This is a genomic window from Caballeronia sp., from assembly GCF_049581465.1.
Taxonomy (GTDB): Bacteria; Pseudomonadota; Gammaproteobacteria; order Burkholderiales; family Burkholderiaceae; genus Caballeronia.
In genome coordinates, this window is the sequence record NZ_JBAUSA010000759.1 from 1 (window position 1) to 3,753 (window position 3,753).

At 60.1% G+C, this 3,753-nt stretch carries 3 protein-coding genes; all 3 read right to left on the reverse strand.

Going from position 1 to position 3,753, the window contains the following annotated elements; all coding sequences use genetic code 11:
• On the reverse strand, nt 1-1,280 hold a 1,280-nt coding region (gene tssC / locus WCA53_RS18740), incomplete at its 3' end, for a type VI secretion system contractile sheath large subunit (protein WP_423913914.1).
• Between the two features lie 40 nt (nt 1,281-1,320).
• Nucleotides 1,321-1,857 carry a type VI secretion system contractile sheath small subunit gene (tssB, locus tag WCA53_RS18745; protein WP_423913917.1) on the reverse strand — a complete coding sequence of 179 codons (537 nt, stop codon included), beginning with the start codon at nt 1,855-1,857 and terminating at the stop codon, nt 1,321-1,323.
• Between the two features lie 64 nt (nt 1,858-1,921).
• Nucleotides 1,922-3,753: type VI secretion system ATPase TssH (gene tssH, locus WCA53_RS18750; protein ID WP_423913920.1), on the reverse strand; the 1,832-nt coding region annotated here is incomplete at its 5' end.

Consider the following 3,753-nt stretch of genomic DNA (forward strand, 5'->3'; position numbering starts at 1 on the left):
ATCCATTCGTTGAGCCACCGCTGCATGTCCTCACGCTCCTTAAATGCACCAATCTTGTCACGCACGATGCACTTGAGGTAATGCGCGAAGCGCGAACAAGCAAAGAGGTACGGCAGTCGCGCGGACAGGTTCGCATTCGCTGTTGCATCGGCGTCGTGATATTCCGCAGGCTTTTGCATCGACTGCGCACCGATGAACGTGGCGTGGTCGGTGTTCTTGCGGTGAATCAACGGAATGAAGCCATTGCGGGCCAGTTCGGCCTCACGCCGGTCCGAGATTGCGATCTCGGTCGGACACTTCATGTCGATACCGCCGTCGTCGGTCGGGAAACTGTGGCACGGCAGATTCTCGACCGTACCGCCCGATTCCACGCCGCGAATCAACGTGCACCAGCCGTATAGCTTGAATGACCGGTTGATATTCACGCCCATCGCATAGGCCGCATTGGCCCATGCATAGTGGCGATGATCGGAGCCGTTGGTGTTTTCTTCAAAGTCGAACTCATCGACCGGATTGGTCTTCGCGCCGTACGGCAAACGCGACAGGAAACGCGGCATCGCAAGCCCGATGTAACGGGCGTCCTCGGTGTTGCGCAGTGAATTCCACGGCGCGTATTCCAGGTTCTGCGCGAAGATCTTGGTCAAGTCGCGCGGATTCGCCAACTCTTGCCACGATTCCATTTGCAGTACTGAGGGCGAAGCACCGGAAATAAACGGCGTATGCGAAGCCGCCGATACCTTGGCGATCGATCCCAGCAGATCCACGTCGGGCGGAGTGTGATCGAAGTAATAATCGGCGACCAGGCAACCATAGGGCTCGCCGCCCAGTTGCCCGTACTCTTCTTCATAGATTTGCTTGAAGAGAGGACTTTGGTCCCACGCCGCGCCCTTATAGCGCTTCATCGTGCGCCGCAGCTCTTCCTTCGATACATCCATGAACCGGATCTTGAGCTTCTCGTCGGTCTCGGAGTTCGACACGAGATGGTGCAGGCCTCGCCAGGCTGATTCCAGCTTCTGGAAGTCGGCGTGATGCACGATCAGGTTGATCTGCTGCGACAACTTGTGGTCGATCTCGGCGATGATCGCCTCGATACTTTTATAGGCGTCGTCGCTGATCGTGATCGATTGCGCCAGAGCCTGTTCGGCGAGGGTCTGCACAGCGAACTCGACCGCTTCGCGCGCTTGTTCGGTCTTCGGCTTGAACTCCTGCGCGAGCAAGTGCGTGAAATCGTCGTAGGTCTGCGCGCCTGTGCCCGTAGCCTGTGCTGCTTGCTTTGCCATGCTCAACTCCTTGGTTATCCGTGAATTTATTGGATCGGGTTCAGACTGGATCGGTCGAGTCCTGGCTATCGTTGGCAGCCTTCGGTTTGGCAGCAGAGGCCAGCGCCTTGAGCAGAGCCGGGTCCTGCAACACTTTGTTGACGAGGCCTTCGGCGCCGGACTTGCCGTCCATGTACGTTTGCAGGTTCGCGAGCTGGGTACGGGCGTCGAGCAACTGGGCCAGCGAGTCGACCTTGCGCGCTACGGCGGCCGGAGAAAAGTCCTCGATGCTCTCGAACGTCATGTCGACCATCAGGTGGCCATCGCCTGACAGCGTGTTGGGAACGGCAAATGAGACCCTCGGCTTGATCGCTTTCATGCGTTCATCGAAATTGTCGATGTCGATGTCCAGAAACTTGCGATCGGCCACGGGAGGTAGCGTCTCGGTCGGCTTGCCGGAGAGATCGGCGAGCACACCCATCACGAACGGCAGTTCGATCTTCTTTTCTGAGCCGTAGACTTCAACGTCGTATTCAATCTGCACGCGAGGCGCGCGATTGCGACCGATGAATTTCTGCGAACTGTTGGCAACGGACATGCTGGACTCCTGAGCGGGACGAATGAAACTGCAATAAAGAGGGAAATTGCCGGCTGGCTACGCGTCAGTGGACCTGCGCAGCGTGAGGTGCAACCTGAGTACCCGGGCAGCGGAAGACGAGGCCCGCGTGCTCCTTTTGGTCGGCGTCATCGACGTCGATTTCAATGCGCGCGAGCGGCGTTTTCGCCGAGAACGCGTCGAACCACAAAGCCGACAGCTTCGGCAACACGTGCTGCTCGATGAAGCCGATCAGCACGCGCGCGCCGGTCTCCTGCACCAGACACCGTTCGACGATGTGGTCAACGACGGCATCGGCATAAACGAGCGTGATGCTATGGGTATCGACCATGCGCTTGACGACACGGTCCAGGTGCAGCCGAACGATGCTCGCGAGCGTGTCGCGGGCGAGCGGGAGATAAGGCACGACAGTGAGACGCCCGACGAAAGCGGCCGGAAATGTTTTAAGCAGCTCCGGCGTCAGCGCGCTGCGCAGAGCGTCGGCATCGGGCATTAACGCGGGATCAGCGCATAGGCTCGCCGTCAGTTCGGCACCAACGTTGCTGGTAAGCAGGATGACTGTGTTTCTGAAATCGATCAGGCGTCCATCACTGTCTTCCATCCGGCCCTTGTCGAGCACCTGGAAGAACATTTCCAGCACATCCGAGTGCGCCTTTTCGATTTCGTCGAGCAGCACCACCGAGTACGGGCGGCGGCGCACGGCTTCAGTCAGCACGCCCCCTTCGCCATAACCGACATAACCGGGTGGGGCGCCTTTGAGCCCCGAGACGGTATGGGCTTCCTGATACTCGCTCATATTGATCGTGATCAGGTTCTGCTCACCGCCATAAAGCGCTTCGGCCAGCGCGAGCGCGGTCTCCGTCTTGCCGACACCGGAGGGTCCGGCAAGCAGGAATACGCCGATTGGCTTATTGGGATCAGTCAGGCCCGCGCGGGCTGTCTGCACGCGTTCGCCGATCTGGCGCAAAGCATCGCTCTGGCCGATTACGCGTTTTGCGAGCGTAAGGGGCAGTGCCATCACGGCGCTCACTTCATCGGTCATCATTCGACCGGTCGGGATGCCGGTCCAGTCGGACACGATGCTGGCCACGATGGTGGCGTTGACTTCGGGGAAGACGAGCGACGTGTCGAGCTGAAGCGCATTGAGCGCGTGTTCGAGTTTGCGTAGGGTCTCGAGCGAAGCAGGATCTGCGTCGGGTGATGCATGTCCATGGGCGAGACCGCGGGCTTGCAGCAACGACTGCGCCGCCTCGGACTGTGCCCGCCAGCAAGCTTCGATCTCGCCGATTTCGACGGTGAGCGTATCGATCCTCGATTGCGCCCGCTCGAATGACGCCGTTACGTCGATCCCGATGCGCGCCTCGCGCTTCAACAGGTCGCGCTCGACCTGCACGGCCAGCAGTCGCTGCCGCGCATCCTGCAACTCGCCCGGAGGCGCGTGCTGCGATAAAGCCACCCGTGCACAGGCGGTATCCAGCAGGCTGATCGCCTTGTCTGGCAGCTGCCGTGAGGGAATGTAGCGATGCGACAGCGTGACAGCCGCGCGGATCGCCTCGTCGAGAATCTCGACGCCGTGATGCTCGGCAAACGTTTGAGCCACGCCGCGCAACATGTCGATCGCAGCCGCCTCTTCCGGCTCCATGACTTGCAGCACCTGGAACCGACGCGTGAGCGCCGGGTCCTTCTCAATATGGCGCTTGAACTCCGACCACGTTGTCGCGCCGATGGTGCGGAGCGTGCCCCGAGCCAAAACGGGTTTTAGCAGGTTCGCTGCGTCACCTGTACCGGCTTGTCCGCCCGCGCCGATCAACGTGTGAATCTCATCGACGAAGAGAATGATCGGCGCGGGCGACTTCGTCGCCGCTTCAAGTACGCCCT

Coding starts and splice junctions, on each gene's coding strand:
- tssB (WP_423913917.1), bottom strand. CDS start 1,857: ATGTCCGTTGCCAACAGTTCGCAGAAATTCATCGGTCGCAATCGCGCG.